Raw genomic sequence first — 14054 nt, 5'->3', positions numbered from 1 at the left:
GTGTTCCTGTTCTTTGCTCGCGCTACGCGAACTGATTGACGGGCAACTCGAAACCCAACCGCTCGCGCAGCGTCGGGCCGGTAGTCGGTCGCGGATTGAGAGTCGGCACCACGTCCGCCGCGATCTTCTCCACTGCGGCAGCCAAAGCCAAGGGACGCAGGACAACACCGTCGACCCCGGCCAGCCCACCGATCTCGCGAAGGAGGACAGTCAGGCCGGCACTGTCACCGCGATAGAACAGCGAGTGCGGGGCGTACGGCGCTCCCGCCCATTCCTCGAGTTCCGCCAGAGCGTCGTCGGCGGCTCCGCGATCAGCGCCGAGAAGCACGTCGACGTCGAGGAGAACCCTGACGCTGCGCCCGAGGGCGGCGGCACTCGCGTGGACCAGCTTGGCCGTAGTTTTGGCCTCGGCGAGATCGGTTGCCGAGATCCGAATCAGATCTCCGCGCGCAACCGCGAGTTCGCGTGCCTCCGGCCTGCTCGCGTCGACGGCGATCAGCGGCTGCCCCTGCGGGGAGCGCGGCGTGATGGACGGGCCCTTGACGGAAAAGTTCTTTCCCTCGAAGTCGATGTAGTGCAGCTTGTCCCGATCGATGAATCGTCCGCTCGCAGCGTCCCGTATCTCGGCGTCGTCCTCCCAGCTGTCCCACAGCCGACTGACCACCTCGACAGCCTCGGACGCTTCCTCCCACGCAGACTCAGGACCCTGCACTGTCTTTCGGCCGAACAACGCCGCCTGCTCGGCGGTGTCGGACACCGCGACCTGCCAACCGGCCCGCCCAGCAGACGAGTAGTCGATACTCGCGACGGCCTTGGAAATGTGGAACGGCTCGGTGTGCGTGACTGTCGCAGTGGGGATCAGACCGATGCGCGAGGTCACGGCACTCAGCCGCGCCGCAGTTGCCACCGCCTCCAATCTCCCGCGCACTGCGTGCCGGCCTTCGGATTGCAGTCCGAACGAGTCAGGGAGGAACGCCAGATCCACCCCACCCCGATCCGCGGCGGTCACCAGGTCCACCCAGTACGAGGGCGTGAACAGATCTTCGGCGCGCGAATCCTCGCGTCGCCAGGAGTACGGATGAGCTCCGGTTCCCTCGAATTCGAGGCCGACCAGGAATGCTCCGGAACTACGCTCGGACATGTTCGGCCTTTCGTGTCGAATGATCCCGCCCGGGGATCGCGTCGAGAAGTGTGCGTGTGTACTCGTTTCGGGGATTGTCGAAAATCTCGGTGGTAGTGCCGATTTCGAGCAATCGCCCGGCCTGCATGACGCCGACGACGTCGCTGATCTGGCGAACAACCGCAAGATCGTGGGAGATGAAGAGATAGGTCAGGCCCAGTTCGCGCTGCAACTCGTCGAGTAGCGCCAGAATCTGCGCTTGCACCGAGACGTCGAGAGCGGACACAGGTTCGTCGAGAACGAGCAGGTCCGGCTTCAACGCGAGCGCACGAGCGATCGCCACCCGTTGACGCTGGCCGCCCGAGAGTTCGGCCGGTTTGCGGCTCAGAAACTGCTCGGGAAGTGCAACCTGATCGAGCAACTCTGCCGCACGAGTCTGCTGCTGGCTGCGTCCACCAACCTTGAAGGCCCGCAGCGGCTCCGCAACGATGTCCTGGACGGACAATTTCGGGTCTAGTGATGCATAGGGGTTCTGGTACACGAGCTGGATCTTTCGGCGCAGCTCGCGCAGATCGCTGCCCTTGACCTTCGTGATGTCGTGTCCGTCGAAGGAGATGGTGCCGGCATCCGCCTGCTCCAACCGCACGGCGATGCGCGCCGTGGTCGACTTGCCGGAGCCCGACTCCCCCACCAGCGACACCGTCTGACCCCTCGGAACAGTCAGCGACACTTCGTTCACCGCGGTGATCGAACTCCCGCGTCCGACGTTGAAGTGCTTGGTGATTCCCGTCAGGGTCAGCAGCGGGCTGGTGTCCTGGCGGACCGGGCGAACGACTGGTCCCGAGGACAGGCTCGGCGCAGAGCTCAGAAGTTTCTTCGTGTACTCGTCTCGCGGGTTGTCCAGAATATCCGCGGTGCGGCCGGATTCGACGATCCTGCCGCCCTGCATCACCAGGATCCGGTCCGCGCGGTCTGCGGCCACACCCAGGTCGTGCGTGATCAGGAGCACGGCGGCACCGGATTCGGCAATCCGCTCGTCGAGATGGTCGAGAATGCGCCGTTGAACCGTGACGTCCAGAGCACTGGTCGGCTCGTCGGCGATTACGAGGGCCGGGTTCGCGACAAGCGCGATACCGATCAGAACGCGTTGCCGCATACCGCCGGAGAGCTCGTGCGGGTACTGGCGTGCTCGGATTTCCGGCCGGTCGATACCCGCGCGCTCGAGCACCTCGACGGCGTCCAACCGGGCTTTGCGACGGTCTGCGAGGCCGTGGATCCGGAGGACTTCTGCAACCTGGTCGCCGATCCTCGTCACCGGGTTGAGCGAGGTCGTCGGATCCTGCGGCACCAAACCGATACGCGCGCCGCGGATTCGCTGCCACGCACGGTCGGAATACGAGTCGATCTGTTCACCCTCGAACTCGACGGTCCCGCCGGTGACGTGGCCACTGCCGGCGAGCAGACCCAATATCGCGTGGGCCGTGGTCGACTTACCGGAACCCGATTCCCCGACCACCGCAACTACTTCGCCCCGACCGACGGTGAAGCTCACGCCGGATACCGCGGGCTCGGCGCCGTAGGCGATCTGTAAGTCGGTGACGGAAAGCAACTGTTCCTCGGTCGTGCTCATCGCCGGTTGTTCCTTTCGATCTCGTGGCCGATACGGTGTGCCGAGATGACCACGGCGACAATCGCGAGACCGGGAAGTGTGGTCATCCACCAGGCATTGGCGAGGAAATTACGTCCCTCGGATACCAGCGATCCCCATTCCGGGGTAGGCGGAACGGCGCCGAATCCCAAGAAGCTCAGAGCCGACACCGCCAGTACTGCCTGCCCGAACTCGACAGCGGACAGCGCGACCACCGGCGCGTAGGAGTTGGGAAGCACGTGCCGACGCAGGACACCGAGCCACTGCACACCCGAACTGAACGCGGCCTCGACGTACTGAGCGCCGCGCACCCGCATCACTTCGGCACGCATCACTCGCGCAAAGTTCGCGACCATACTGACGCCGACCGCGATGGCGACGTTGATGGTGCCGAAGCCGAGTGCGGTCACCAGTGCCAACGAGAGCAGCAGCGCCGGAATGGACAGCAGCACGTCGACGATGCGCATCAGCACGGCGTCGACGACGCCACCGACAAAGCCCGCAAGCAAACCGATTATCGATCCCGCCACCAGTGCGATTCCGACCGCCACCAAGGTTGCGGTCAGGGACAGCGCGGCACCGTGCACGAACCGTGTGTAGAGGTCACGCCCGAGATTGTCGGTTCCGAACCAGTGAGCCAGGCTCGGGCCCTGCAGTTTGTCCGCCGGGACACCGGACAACGGATCGCCGCTGGCAAAGAATCCGGGTGCGACGGCAAAGCCGATGGCAAGCAACACGATCAACACCGGAATCACCAAGCCGGGCTTTCGGATCCAGCCGATGGCCGTGGACTTTCGGCGCGAAACAACAGGTGCCTTCGCCTCGACGCTCGGATCGAGGAGTAGGGGTTCGATCAATGTGTCAGACATGAGCCGGCTCCAGATCGGTCGAGCTTTCGGTATTCGACTTTTCGGTGTGACTCTTCTTCGTCTGGATGATCCGTGGATCTATCAAGGGGTAGAAGAGGTCGACCGCGAGGTTGACGAGCACGAACACGAGAGAGGCGAACACAACGACTCCCTGCACCACCGGGATGTCCTGCGCCATCACCGACGTCTGTGTCAGACGGCCGACGCCCGCGCGAGAGAACACCGTTTCCACAACCACCGAGCCCGCCAGCAGCGTGCCGACCAGTACACCGGCGATGGTGAATGCCGGAATGCTCGCCAGTCGCAACGCATGACGGGTCTGCACGCGCCAGCGGCTGGCGCCCTTGGCATACGCAGTCTCCACGTGCGGCGAACGCAGCGTCGACTGCAGGCTGGTCGTGAGTACCTGCGCGATCACCGCGCCGGTCGGGATCGCCAAGGTGATCGCCGGAAGAATCACCGTTGCGAATCCCTTGTCTCCGAATGCCGGGAAGATGTGCAGACGGAACGAGAAGAGTTGCAGAAGAATCAGGCCCACCCAGAAAGTGGGCACTGCCACACCCAGCGGCGGCAGCGAGAACAACAGATTCGCGAGCCACCGCTTGCGGGTGTAGGTAGCGAAGAACGCGATCGCCACTCCGAACAACACGGCCAGAACCAAAGCGGTGGTTGCCAAGACCAGAGTGCTCGGCAGCGCCGAGAAGATGGCATCCGTCACCGACTGACCGGTGGAGATGGACGTACCGAAATCGCCGCGAAGAGCATTCGTCAGCGACGTCCAGTACTGCACCCACACCGACTGGTCCAAGCCGTACCGTGCCCGAAGCTGATCGAGCGCAGCCTGATCCACTGCAACACCCTGACCGGACGAGTCGGCAGCCATGCTGACGGGATCACTCGGCAGGAGGAACAGAATCACGAACGAGATGGTGAAGGCGGCCCACAGAACCACTGCGGCCTGGCCCAGTCGGGTGAGTACGTATCGAGTCATGATTACTTACCCGACAACCATGCGTCGTAGAACTGCAGGCGCGAGGAGGCTTCGAAGTTCAGGTCCTGCACACTCGATCCGGCGCCGATGGCCTGCGAGAGCTCGATGGTGGGGATGGAGAGTCCACGGTCGAGGATCAATTCCTGTGCGGTGGATACCAGTTCGCCGCGTTGGCCGTTGTCCGTGGCTGCAAGCTGGTCTGTGAGTACCTTGTCGAGCTCCGGATCTGCGCCGCGACGGTTCAGGTTGCGGCCTTCGGTGCTGAACGATGCCCGCAAGATGTCGGCGTCCGCGCGAGTGCTGTTGTAATACAGCGAATCGTAATCACCCGATACTCCCTTCTCGGTCCATTCACCGTTCGAGACCAGGTTGAGCTGCAGGTCGACGCCGACCTTCTTGAGCTGCTGCTGCACGAGCTCGAGGATGGCCTGGTTACCCGAGAACACCGGACTGAAGGTGACGCTGAAAGTGAGCTTCTGCCCGTCCTTCTCGCGGATACCGTCGCTGCCGGTCTTCCAACCAGCCGCGTCGAGGAGTTTCGCCGACTTGTCGGCGTCGTACGTCACGACACTGGATTCGTCGCTGTAGAGCGGAGTGGTGTGAGCCAGCGGGCTCGTGGCCGGGAAGAACGACGGATCCAGAACGGTGTCGACGAGTTCTTGGCGGTTGATCGCGGGAATGATGGCCTGACGAACAGCCTGATCAGCGAGAACGCCGCGACTGACGTTGGGCTGGAAGAAGAAGCTCACACCCGGGTTCGGCCGTGTGAGGATTCGTCCACCCGCGCCCTCGATTTGCGGCGCATCCTGCGGAAGCGCATCGCTGACCGCATCGAGCTGGCCGGAGGCCACGCTGCCCGCCCGCACACCGGATTCGGGAACCACCGTGAAGTCGACGCCATCGAGGTACGCCTCGCCCTGATGCGCGACCGCATCCGAGGCCCAGTTGTATCCCGCACGCTTGGCGATCTTGACGCTCTTGTCCTGCTGCCAGTCGGTGTACACGAACGGTCCGGAGGCGATCACCGCTGCACCGGGGCAGCGCTGCTCGGATGCCAGCGCGGTGGTGGAATCGGCGAGGATTCCGAGCTGTGGTGTCGAAGTTGCCTGCAGGAACTGAACATTGGGTCCGGAGAAATTGATCTTCGCCGTGTGAGCATCTACGACGTCGGTACCGGTGTACGAGGACAGGTAACTCTTCGCCAACGACGCGTTCGGTCCCAGGTTCTTGACCGAGTCGAAGGTCTTCTTCACCGAATCCGCCGTCACCGGGGTGCCGTCGCTGAAGGTGGCGTCGTCGCGAAGGACGAACGTGAAGCTAGCGGCGTCGGGGCTGATCTCCCAGCTCTTGGCGAGCCACGGGGTGATCTCTCCGGTGTCGGGATTTTGATCGGTCAGCGAATCCACCACGGTCCGAGTGACATACACGGTCTGGTTACTGCCGGCCTGGGCCGGATCGGCGCACGTCGGCGCCTGCGACAGACCGTAGCGAAGGGTTCCGCCGGACTGGGCGGGGCCTGCGTCGGCAGCACTGTCACTCCCGCTGCTGCAGCCGGCGAGGACGGTGCCGAGAACCGAGACAGCACCGATACCGGCGATTACGGTCGCGCGTTTGCGGGCACCGAATGAGGGCGAAGACACCAAGAACTCCTAAAGAGGCATGCCGAAGAGCGCACCCGTCGCCTGAGACGAGAAAGGCGATCGAGCACGAATCACTTGTGAGAGAAGAGAAAACAGACTTGTCGACGACTCGCCTGAGTGTGAATGACTGACCGAGGTCAGTTGGTACAGAAAGATCCCGCGGTGCGGCACAGGTCTACGTGACGACGCGACCAGGCGGTATCGAAACCGCCTTCGACTGCCTTCATTTCGTGTTCCTCCATCGGTCCTGGCGGTAGCACCCGCACCCGATCACTCGGGGGGTTGCTGCGACTTCAATGAGCCAGGTCTCTCGGTCGCTCTGGATGGTCGTTCGCAAGTCTACGAGGTTAAACCCGGGTGTTGTCAACCCGGTCGGTAGGAATTGCTGCTCGAGTCACATTTTCGAGGACCCGAAGTTGTTTCTCGAACGGGTGGATGCCCACCTCTTCGGGCGAGAGTGACGCGTCGTAAAGCGGTGTGTATCCACTGGACAGATACAGCGCGACGGCCTCGGGTTGCCGAGGACCCGTCGTGAGAAACACCCGGTTGTATCCACGAAGTTCGATCTCTCGTTCCAACTCGCGAACGACGGCCTTGCCGAGGCCGCGCTTCCGATGGTCGACCGATGTCCAGATTCTCTTCAGTTCGGCAGTGGTGGAATCGAATTGACGAAACGCACCACCGGCGATCGGCAGACCGTCGTGGGTGAGCACCAGAAGCGCACCCTGCGGGTAGGCAAATTCTTCTGCCGGATACGTCGTGAGATCCTCGAGCATCGCTTCGTGAGTCCCGCCGTAACGCGAACTGTATTCGAGTGCCAACTCCGCGATCAGTGGAGCTGCCAAGGGATCGTCCTGCGATACCGAATAGACCTCTACCGCTCCGACACCCTCGAGCTGTCGAGTTCCGAGCTCCAGTGCCACAACACTTTCCTCCATGAATCTGGTCAACGCTCCCCCAGCCTGAAAACTTCCGGAGCGAGGGTGGTTCCGTCGACGAGGTCCGCCACAAGTTCACCCAGGGCCGGACCGAACTTGAACCCATGCCCCGAGAATCCCGCTGCCACCGTGACGGCGCCGACTCGGTCGATGACGAAGTTACTGTCCGGCGTGCTCGTGTACAGGCAGGTGAGCGACTCGACACGGGTGGTGTCGACACCGGGTAACCACGACTCGGCGTACTCCACCAATCGCTGCTCTCCGTCGACACCAGGGGTGTAGTCACGGGTCTGCGGAGTCACCACCGGCCCGGTCGCGTGTTCGCCGATCTTGATCCCGTCCTCGGAACCGAGCCCGTAGATCCCCGCGGTCTCCAATTCTGCGCCGGTGTGGTGAACGAAACTCGGCCACTCGACTCCGGGATCGAGCGGTGCGAAGTGTGCCGGTTGTTCCTGTGTCGTGCGCAATGTCGGCAGTACGATCTCGGAGCCGAGACCGCTGTCTGCGATCAGATCTGCAGTCCACGCACCGGCCGCGATCACGACCTGACGAGCTGCGAGCGTTCCACTGTCCGTCACCACGTCCACGCCGTAGGACGCCCGCGCGAGTGCCAACACCCGAACATCGTGACGGACCTCGGCGCCCGCAAACACCGCTCCTGCCTTCAGAGCGGTCACTGCGCGGTCCGCGTGCAACCGGCCTGCGTCGGGATGATGGAGCACCGTGGTGTCGAATCGCAGCCCCGGCCAACGGGCGGACGCCTCGGCAGGAGTGAGGATCTCACCCTTGATGCCCGCCTCGCGAAGTATCTTCGCCTTGGACTGCACTGCCTGCGGCAGGCCGTGATCGACGGCACCGGTGAGTTCCAGGAACCCGATGTCCGTCGTGGTCTCCAACTCCCGCCACAGCGGCAGCGCGCCGGCCGCCAAACCTGTGTACAGGTGATTGTCGTACGCCTGCCGATAGATGCGCGAAGTACCGTGCGACGCACCGTGCTTGTGCCCCGGCCCGAACTGTTCCAGCTGAACGACGCTACGTCCGCGTGCCGCGAGCCGCCAGGCGGCGGAGGACCCGACGAGTCCTCCGCCGATGACGATCACATCGAAAATCTCACTCATGGACGAGAGCTCACTTGGTCTTCGGAAGGCCGGGCGGGTTGATCAGGGACGTGTCGACGGCTTCGCTGGTGATGTTCCAGCGCTCGAGGATCTGCTGGTACGTGCCGTTCTCGATCGTGTGGTTGATCGCGTCGTTGATCGCCTTGATCAGGCCGTTGTCCTTCTTCACCAGCACCGCGATCTGCCCCTGCAGGGTGTCGCCGGCCCCGGAGAACTCACCGACAACCTCGGTCTCCCCCGACTGCTTGGCGTGGAACTGCGACGACGGGTTCGGGCCGAAGTAGGCGTCGATCCGGCCGGACTGCAGCGGGAGGTAGTAGTCGGTGGTGTTCTGGTAGTAAGAGATGTCGGTAGGCGCCAGGCCGGCCGCGACGTTCTGCTCACTCCACTTGACCAGCAGCGCTTCCTGATTGGTGCCCGAGGAGACGGCGATCTTCTTGCCCGCGACGTCCTTGGGTTCCTTGATGGAGATTCCGGCACCCTTCTTGGCTTCGAAGGCGAGGGTGTCGAGACGGTAGGTCGCGAAGTCGTACTTCTCCTTACGCTCTTCTGTGACAGTCACATTGGAGAGGAAGGCGTCGGCCTCACCGGAGTCGATCCGGACGAAGTTCTGTGCCCAATCTGCTGTCTGCAGGTCGACCTTCAAGCCGAGAACGTCACCGATCAGATAGGCGAAGTCGGTCTCGGAACCGATGAGGGTGGTGTCGTCGTCGGCGTAGAAACGGAGCGGCGGAGCGGAACCGGCACTACCGGTGACGCGCAGCGTGCCACGATCGCGGATGTCCTGAGGTAGCTCGGCGGCGATGGAATCCACCTTGTCGGTGGTGATGCGGTTCTGATCGGCCGTGAGGTTGTAACCCGCAGCAGCGGTGACCTGGGCGCCGTCGGACTCGGCGTCCGCGCTGCTGCATGCAGCGCTGAGCAATCCGACGGTGGCAAGCGCCGAGATCAGAAAAGTCGCGCGACGGGATGTGGAGAACATCAATTTTTCCTTCCGGGAAGAGTCTGGGTCGCGTCAGAGGACGCGGGAGAGAAAGGCTTTGGTCCGTTCGTGGACCGGATTGTCGATCACCTGCGAAGGCGGGCCCTGTTCGACGATGACGCCGCCGTCCATGAAGACCGCAGTGTCCGCCACTTCCCGAGCAAATCCGACCTCGTGTGTGACGATCACCAAGGTGGCGCCGTCACGGGCCAGCTGAGCCAGGACTTCGAGAACCTCGCCCACCAGTTCCGGGTCGAGCGCCGACGTCGGCTCGTCGAAGAGAATGACCGCCGGCCGCAGTGCCAGCGCTCGCGCTATCGCGACGCGCTGTTGCTGGCCACCGGAGAGTTGGCGGGGATACTCGTCCGCCTTGTCCCCCACTCCCACTCGCTCGAGCAGTGCGCGGGCCTCGCGGTACACCTCGTCACGATCACGCTTCTGGGCCGAGAGCGGCGCTTCCACCACGTTTTCCAACGCGGTCAGGTGCGGAAACAGGTTGAAGTTCTGGAACACGAATCCGATGTGCGAACGCTGTTTCAGGATCTCGCGGTCACGCAGTTCGTGGAGTCGATTTCCCTTGCGCCGGTATCCGATCAGCTCTCCGTCGATCCGTACGGTTCCGCGGTCGACTTTTTCGAGGTGATTGAGGGTTCGCAGCAAGGTGGACTTACCGGAACCCGACGGACCGAGAATGACGGTCACTTCGCCCTTGCGGACCAGGAGATCAACGCCGGCAAGTACTTCCAGCGTGCCGAAGGACTTGTGAATTCCGCGCGCTTCGACGGCATACACCGTCTCTTCGGCCAGTTCTGCGGTCATCGGGTCGCACCTCTCGGAATATCGAGACGCGCATCGCGAATCTCTTCGAACTTCTTGCGCGCCTTCTGTACCGGAGTCAACGGAAGAGCACGGGCGGATCCTCGTGCATAGTGGCGCTCCACGTAGTACTGACCGATCGAGAGCAACGTCGTGAGGATGATGTACCAGATCGTGGCGACCATCAGCAGGGGCACGACTCGTCCGTTGCGTCCGAAGATGACCTGCACCTGGTAGAACAGTTCGGCGATTGCCATGGTGGAGACGATCGACGTTCCCTTGAAGAGTCCGATGACCTCGTTGGCGGCGTTGGGGAGGATCGCCCGCATTGCCTGCGGGAGAACGATCTTGAAGAACTGGCGACTGCGCGGAATGCCGAGCGAGTGAGCAGCTTCGATCTGACCGTGATCCACCGAGATGATTCCGGAGCGAATGATCTCGGCCGAGTATGCAGCCTGGTGCAGCGCCAAACCGATGACTGCCGCGGTGAATCCGCCGATCACACCGCTGACCTGGAAGGTGAAGAACTCGGGACCGAAAGGTATTCCGAGAGAAAGTGTCTGGTACAGGTAAGTGATGTTGAACCAGAAGAGCAACTGCACGATGAGTGGAATCGAGCGGAAGGCCCAGATGTAGGTCCAGGCGATCACCTGCAGGACCGGATTCTTCGACAACCGACCGAGTGCCAGGAAAACACCGAGACCGAACCCGAGGATCGTCCCCCACAGGGTCAGTTTGATCGTCATCCACAACGCGGCGAGCACTGATTTCGCGGTGAAGTACTGCGCGAACGTCGGCCAGTCCCAGCCGGGGTTGACGACGAGCCCGTGGATGAACTGAGCAAGCAGGACCAGCACGACCGCACTGATCACCCAGCGCAGCGGGTGCCAGGTGCGAGCGACGACAAGCTCCGAGTCGGGTAGTTGCGACTCGGACACCGACTTTTCGGGGCGGACATCGGTGGGCGCGCTCACGGCGCGCTACCTGACGGAGTGGACATCACGAATAGACCTTTCGGGGAAATGGGAACGCAGCTGTGTCCTCGAGTTGGTGTGCTCGAGTTGCGAAGACGACGAGAGTTCGGTCAGCGACAGTGACACGAAGCGGTGCGGCACAGATCGATGTGACGTCGCTTGTGCGCAGCGTGCGAAGTGGTACCCATGTGATGCCTTCCATCGGTCCTGGCGGTAGCACCCGCTCCCGATCACTCGGGGGGTTGCTGCGACGTCGACGAGCCAGGTCTCTCGGTCGCTCTGGATGGTGAGCAAAGACTAGACGCGAAATGTCGAGTCGTCAAATGTTGTATTTCCCTGCACTGCAAGGGAAATGAAGGGTCCACGATGTTGAAATCGCATTGATTCCAACGGTGTCCGCAGCCGCGTTCGGCGTGTTGAATGGAGCGTTCGAATGAAGACCGGGACCGCCGTCCGGACTGACTTTTCCTCTGCCGTACCGTCTGCGGAGTGAGTGGACTCGACGCTTTCTTCATCTTGTTGGCCGGTATCGGCGCGGGCGCGATCAACGCCGTGGTCGGCAGTGGAACGCTGATCACGTTTCCCACCCTGGTCGCCTTCGGCATGCCGCCCGTGACCGCAACCATGTCCAACGCGGTCGGGCTCGTCGCCGGCGGAGTTTCGGGTACCTGGGGCTACCGACGTGAGCTGTCCGGACAGTGGGACCGACTGAAGTGGCAGATTCCGGCGTCCCTCGCCGGAGCACTACTCGGTTCGTGGTTGCTCATGCACCTACCCGAGAAACTGTTCGAGACCATCGTTCCGGTGCTCTTGGTCCTCGCTCTCGCGCTCGTCCTCCTCCAACCACGCATCCAGGCGTGGGCCAAGAAGCGTTCCACCGAAGAAACGACGCTGTCCACCAAGAGGCTGATGCTCCTGACCGCCGGCACTTTTGCAGTCGGCATTTACGGCGGATACTTCACTGCCGCGCAGGGCATCCTTCTCATCGGTGTGATGGGTGCCATCCTCCCGGAAACCCTCCAGCGCATGAACGGCGCGAAGAACCTGCTGTCGCTGCTCGTCAACATCGTTGCAGCAGGGATGTACATCACTCTGGCATTCGATCAGATCAATTGGGCAGCAGCCGGTTTGATCGCCGTCGGCTCACTCGGTGGTGGCGTTCTCGGTGCCCGCTACGGACGGCGCCTGTCCCCCACTGCATTGCGCTACACGATTGTCGTCGTCGGCCTGATCGGACTGTGGCGCCTTCTCGCTTGACCGCCCACATCGGGCGCCACCCGCACATACTGGAGTAATGACCAGTACAGAAGATCAGACCGGTTGGACCTACCTCATGGACATGGACGGGGTTCTCGTCCACGAGGAGCACTTGATACCTGGAGCGGACACGTTCCTGGCAGAGCTGGCGTCGAACGACATCCCGTACATGGTGCTCACCAACAACTCCATCCGCACCCCGCGTGACCTGCGAGCACGCCTGCTCAATTCGGGACTCGACATCCCGGAGAAGTCGATTTGGACGTCAGCGCTCGCAACCGCGACGTTCCTGGCCAACCAGCGGCCGGGCGGCAGCGCCTACGTGGTCGGCGAATCGGGCCTGACCACTGCCCTGCACGACATCGGTTACGTGCTGACGGACAGCGACCCCGACTACGTCGTACTCGGCGAGACGCGCACGTACTCCTTCGAAGCGATCACCACCGCTATTCGACTGGTCGAGCGTGGATCGCGGTTCATCGCCACCAACCCGGACGCCACTGGACCGTCACGAGACGGCTCGCTGCCGGCCACCGGCTCGGTCGCGGCACTCATCACCAAGGCAACCGGACGCGATCCCTACTACGTCGGCAAGCCCAACGCCTTGATGATGCGCTCAGCCCTGCGGTCCATCGGCGCTCATTCCGCCAATACGTTGATGATCGGCGACCGCATGGACACCGACATCGTCTGTGGCCTCGAAGCCGGACTGCAGACGATTCTGGTGATGACCGGGATCTCGACCCGCGCGTCGGTAGAGCTCTATCCCTACCGCCCGACCATCGTCCTCGAGTCGGTCGCCGATCTTGTGGGAACAACAACCGATCCATTCCGTAGCAACACAAACAATTGATTCAAATTGCAAAACAAAACCGAAACTCGGTAATTAACTGGTAAAAAACAGCAGATTTGCCAAGTTCCGACTCGTCCGCTTTGTCCAACTGAACAAACCAACGGTTTTATTCGCACCAAACTTACAAACGAGTAGTTAGACGCAGGTCAAAGATCATTTCGACACCGAGTGACAGTTGGACTCCAGTCGTAAAATTGATTTTTCGAAAAGTGGTAACGAATCGTTTGCCGTGTCTGATACTCATGTCTGAATGGCCCCATTTCGGGTCCCAGACATGAAATGAGATTTTCATGAAGAAGCAGACCAAGGGTGCGATCGCTGCTGCGGCGGCCGGTGCCCTCCTCCTCGGCGGTGCCGGCTCGCTCGCAGTCTGGAGCGATTCGGCCGACGTCAGTGGCGGCGGGCCCGTCACGTCCGGCGCCCTCGACCTGAGCTCTTGCGCACCGGTCGGCGGGGGTTGGAACTCCCTCAACCCGACGAAGACCGCGATCACCAACATTTCGGCCTACCGCATCGTCACGACCGAAAGCATCGAATACACCTGCGACGTCACTGTGACCGCAGTGGGCGATCGTCTCGCGGCTGTTCTAACCGCTGATACGGCCGGAATCGTTCCGGGTGCGAACAGCGCCGAGCTTGCCGCTGCTGTCGTGCCCGTGACGACAATCAAGGACACTGGTGGCAACCCGATTTCGCAGATCACCAAAGCCCAGAACGGAACGATCGTCCACGTCGGAGTCCGGCTGAACTTCAACGAGGTGGCCAATCAGGTCGCGCAGAACCAGTCGCTGAACTTGTCGGCGATGAAGTTGGTCGTCACTCAGACAGCACTGACACCGGCCCCGTAA

At 62.3% G+C, this 14054-nt stretch carries 14 protein-coding genes and 2 riboswitches; of the genes, 3 read left to right on the top strand and 11 right to left on the bottom strand.

From position 1 onward, the window contains the following. Nucleotides 1-22 precede the first annotated feature (22 nt). From G9U53_RS22525 to G9U53_RS22480, 11 genes are all read right to left on the bottom strand, one after another. On the bottom strand, nucleotides 23-1141 hold the full coding sequence (locus G9U53_RS22525) for an LLM class flavin-dependent oxidoreductase (protein WP_058038523.1): 1119 nt from the start codon (nucleotides 1139-1141) through the stop codon (nucleotides 23-25). Beyond that, a complete protein-coding gene (locus G9U53_RS22520; RefSeq protein ID WP_007726839.1) occupies nucleotides 1128-2750 on the bottom strand; it encodes an ABC transporter ATP-binding protein in 1623 nt (540 codons plus the stop codon). The genes G9U53_RS22525 and G9U53_RS22520 overlap by 14 nt, the downstream gene beginning before the upstream one ends. Beyond that, nucleotides 2747-3637 carry an ABC transporter permease gene (locus G9U53_RS22515; protein WP_007726838.1) on the bottom strand — a complete coding sequence of 297 codons (891 nt, stop codon included), beginning with the start codon at nucleotides 3635-3637 and terminating at the stop codon, nucleotides 2747-2749. The genes G9U53_RS22520 and G9U53_RS22515 overlap by 4 nt, the downstream gene beginning before the upstream one ends. Then, a complete protein-coding gene (locus G9U53_RS22510) occupies nucleotides 3630-4628 on the bottom strand; it encodes an ABC transporter permease (protein WP_003944382.1) in 999 nt (332 codons plus the stop codon). The genes G9U53_RS22515 and G9U53_RS22510 overlap by 8 nt, the downstream gene beginning before the upstream one ends. Nucleotides 4629-4630: 2 nt before the next feature. Beyond that, nucleotides 4631-6268 (bottom strand): ABC transporter substrate-binding protein, encoded by a 1638-nt coding sequence (locus G9U53_RS22505; protein WP_003944291.1) that lies wholly within the window; start codon nucleotides 6266-6268, stop codon nucleotides 4631-4633. A 137-nt stretch (nucleotides 6269-6405) separates the two neighbouring features. Then, the gene (locus tag G9U53_RS34225; protein WP_310504006.1) at nucleotides 6406-6495 is read right to left on the bottom strand and encodes a putative leader peptide; all 90 of its coding nucleotides are present in this window, start codon (nucleotides 6493-6495) and stop codon (nucleotides 6406-6408) included. A gap of 8 nt (nucleotides 6496-6503) precedes the next feature. Then, nucleotides 6504-6598, bottom strand: a riboswitch (SAM riboswitch). A 17-nt stretch (nucleotides 6599-6615) separates the two neighbouring features. Then, entirely contained in the window at nucleotides 6616-7206 is a 591-nt protein-coding gene (locus G9U53_RS22500) for a GNAT family N-acetyltransferase (protein WP_039972708.1), read from the bottom strand. Between the two features lie 8 nt (nucleotides 7207-7214). Further along, entirely contained in the window at nucleotides 7215-8324 is a 1110-nt protein-coding gene (locus G9U53_RS22495) for an FAD-dependent oxidoreductase (RefSeq protein ID WP_007726834.1), read from the bottom strand. A gap of 10 nt (nucleotides 8325-8334) precedes the next feature. Further along, entirely contained in the window at nucleotides 8335-9306 is a 972-nt protein-coding gene (locus G9U53_RS22490; RefSeq protein WP_007726832.1) for an ABC transporter substrate-binding protein, read from the bottom strand. Between the two features lie 33 nt (nucleotides 9307-9339). Then, nucleotides 9340-10098, bottom strand: coding sequence for an amino acid ABC transporter ATP-binding protein (locus G9U53_RS22485; protein ID WP_269456395.1), 759 nt, complete (start codon nucleotides 10096-10098; stop codon nucleotides 9340-9342). Nucleotides 10099-10121: 23 nt separating this feature from the next. Then, nucleotides 10122-11096 carry an amino acid ABC transporter permease gene (locus G9U53_RS22480; protein ID WP_003944440.1) on the bottom strand — a complete coding sequence of 325 codons (975 nt, stop codon included), beginning with the start codon at nucleotides 11094-11096 and terminating at the stop codon, nucleotides 10122-10124. 195 nt (nucleotides 11097-11291) lie between these two features. After that, nucleotides 11292-11386: riboswitch (SAM riboswitch) on the bottom strand. Nucleotides 11387-11585: 199 nt separating this feature from the next. Here G9U53_RS22480 and G9U53_RS22475 point away from each other — a divergent pair. From G9U53_RS22475 to G9U53_RS22465, 3 genes are all read left to right on the top strand, one after another. Then, nucleotides 11586-12353: a sulfite exporter TauE/SafE family protein gene (locus G9U53_RS22475; RefSeq protein WP_003944404.1), complete on the top strand. Its 768-nt coding sequence runs from the start codon at nucleotides 11586-11588 to the stop codon at nucleotides 12351-12353. Between the two features lie 37 nt (nucleotides 12354-12390). After that, on the top strand, nucleotides 12391-13206 hold the full coding sequence (locus tag G9U53_RS22470; RefSeq protein WP_003944345.1) for an HAD-IIA family hydrolase: 816 nt from the start codon (nucleotides 12391-12393) through the stop codon (nucleotides 13204-13206). Between the two features lie 290 nt (nucleotides 13207-13496). Then, the gene (locus G9U53_RS22465) at nucleotides 13497-14054 is read left to right on the top strand and encodes an alternate-type signal peptide domain-containing protein (RefSeq protein WP_047269467.1); all 558 of its coding nucleotides are present in this window, start codon (nucleotides 13497-13499) and stop codon (nucleotides 14052-14054) included.

It is taken from the genome of Rhodococcus sp. D-46 (genome assembly GCF_011290655.1).
Taxonomy (GTDB): Bacteria; Actinomycetota; Actinomycetes; order Mycobacteriales; family Mycobacteriaceae; genus Rhodococcus_F; species Rhodococcus_F qingshengii.
This window is presented reverse-complemented; position numbering and strand designations above follow the sequence as displayed.

Coding starts and splice junctions, on each gene's coding strand:
- G9U53_RS22495 (WP_007726834.1), bottom strand. CDS start 8,324: ATGAGTGAGATTTTCGATGTGATCGTCATCGGCGGAGGACTCGTCGGG.
- G9U53_RS22490 (WP_007726832.1), bottom strand. CDS start 9,306: ATGTTCTCCACATCCCGTCGCGCGACTTTTCTGATCTCGGCGCTTGCC.
- G9U53_RS22520 (WP_007726839.1), bottom strand. CDS start 2,750: ATGAGCACGACCGAGGAACAGTTGCTTTCCGTCACCGACTTACAGATC.
- G9U53_RS22515 (WP_007726838.1), bottom strand. CDS start 3,637: ATGTCTGACACATTGATCGAACCCCTACTCCTCGATCCGAGCGTCGAG.
- G9U53_RS34225 (WP_310504006.1), bottom strand. CDS start 6,495: ATGAAGGCAGTCGAAGGCGGTTTCGATACCGCCTGGTCGCGTCGTCAC.
- G9U53_RS22500 (WP_039972708.1), bottom strand. CDS start 7,206: ATGGAGGAAAGTGTTGTGGCACTGGAGCTCGGAACTCGACAGCTCGAG.
- G9U53_RS22525 (WP_058038523.1), bottom strand. CDS start 1,141: ATGTCCGAGCGTAGTTCCGGAGCATTCCTGGTCGGCCTCGAATTCGAG.
- G9U53_RS22470 (WP_003944345.1), top strand. CDS start 12,391: ATGACCAGTACAGAAGATCAGACCGGTTGGACCTACCTCATGGACATG.
- G9U53_RS22510 (WP_003944382.1), bottom strand. CDS start 4,628: ATGACTCGATACGTACTCACCCGACTGGGCCAGGCCGCAGTGGTTCTG.
- G9U53_RS22465 (WP_047269467.1), top strand. CDS start 13,497: ATGAAGAAGCAGACCAAGGGTGCGATCGCTGCTGCGGCGGCCGGTGCC.